1 protein-coding gene is annotated in these 1,646 nt (G+C 73.2%); it reads right to left on the bottom strand.

What is annotated here, in order from left to right; translation table 11 throughout:
• On the bottom strand, window positions 1–1,646 hold a 1,646-nt coding region (locus tag AB0G02_RS39040), incomplete at both ends, for a DUF4082 domain-containing protein (RefSeq protein ID WP_360805198.1).

Here is a 1,646-nt window from a genome sequence, read left to right as displayed (position 1 = left end):
GCTCCTGCGTCCCGTCCGGGGTGCGGTCGCCGGGGGTGTGGCTGACGAGGGTGGGCCGGGTGGTGTCACCGTTGACGCCGTTGCGGTAGACGACGTCGACCCAGTAGTTCGACGCGAGGTGCCCGGTGGTCGGGAACCCGCCGCCATAGCGGAACACGCCGTTGGGGCCGTCGGCGCCGTCGGCCAGGACGGTGATCGGGCCGACGGTGAGCGGGATCCCGGTGAACCTGTTCTGGGCGACCGCGTAGTGGCCCTCGGGCGCGAAGTAGGACGCCACGTAGGTGGTGGAGGCCTGCACGGGCACCGGGTGGTCGAACACCAGCGTCTGCCACCCGGTCGTGGTCTCGTCGGTGAAGGTGCCGGTCGCCAGCAGCGACCCGGTCGACGTCCAGAACGAGCCGGTGTGCGTGCCCGTGTTGCCGGGCGTCTTCTGGAACCGGACGCCGGTCACCTCGCCCCGTCCGCCGAACCGGACCTTGATGCCGAGCTCGACCGGCCGCGCGTCGGCCGCCTCCGTCACCAGGCCGGCCATGTCGTCGTAAACCGAGCAGGGGCACGTCGGCCCGCGCGTCGTGCCGGTGGTGAACCGCCAGGTGTAGGGGGCGGTCCGGTTGCCGGCGGCGTCGCGGACCCGCACCGACGCGGTGAACGTCGTGCCGGAGGCGAGGGTGGAGGTCGGGGAGAAGTGGGCGGTCATGCCGTTGCCCGTCAACGAGGTCCGCCCGGCGACCGGACCGGAGGGACCGGTGACCGCTAACTCGACCCCGTCCGGCGCGAGCGTCTCGTCGAAGGCGGCGGTGACCGCGGTCCACGGCATGACGCTGGCGGCGCCGTCGAGCGGCGCGGTGTCGATCCGGTCGGGCGCCCTGGTGTCCGCACCGGGTTCCGGCGCCCACACCACGTCGACCCAGTAGTTCGTGTCGGCGAAGCCCGCGTCCGGGAACCCGCGGCCCGTGCGGAAGACCCCGTTGGGACCGTCGACACCGGTCTGCAGGCCGGTCAGCGGTTCCAGGTAGCGGGACGACCGGGCGAAGTACTCCCGGTTGTAGGAGTAGTGGCCGTTCGGGGCGTAGTAGGAGGTGACGTAAGTGGTGCCGCCGGAGACCGCGACGGGTGCCGCGAAGACCAGGGTCTGCCAACCGCTCGCGGTCACGTCGCGGAACGTGCCGGTCGCCAGCAGTTCGCCGGAGGCGGACCACAACGACCCGGTGTGCGTGCCGGTGTTGCCGGAACCCTTGTAGAAGCGGACGCCGCGCACGTAGCCGTCGGACGTCGCCCGCCACTTCGTCCCCAGTTCCAGCGCCGCGCCGTCCTCCGACTCCGCCGTCGCGGGCACGTCGGCGTCGGACCACAGCCCGCACGGGCAGACGCGGGCCGCGACCGGCGTCTCCGCCTCGGCCTGGCCGACCGCGTTCTGCGCGGCGTCGAGGGCGCGGACCCGCAGTCGCGCGGTCCCGGAGGCGGAGGGGGTGAACGTGTGGCTCCACGCCGTCTGCCCGAGCTGCCACCCGGCCGTCCGCCACACCACGCCGTCGTCGGTGGACACCTGCACGGTGGCGACCGGGCTCTCGTCGGTGACGGTGCCAGAGACGGTGTACGGCGTGCCGACCGTCGCCGTCCCCGGGACGTCGGTGAACGCGGTGGGC

Source organism: Actinosynnema sp. NPDC023658 (genome assembly GCF_040639995.1).
Classification (GTDB): Bacteria; Actinomycetota; Actinomycetes; order Mycobacteriales; family Pseudonocardiaceae; genus Actinosynnema.
Note: the sequence above shows the minus strand (reverse complement) of the source record. Positions and strands in the feature narration are given on the sequence as shown.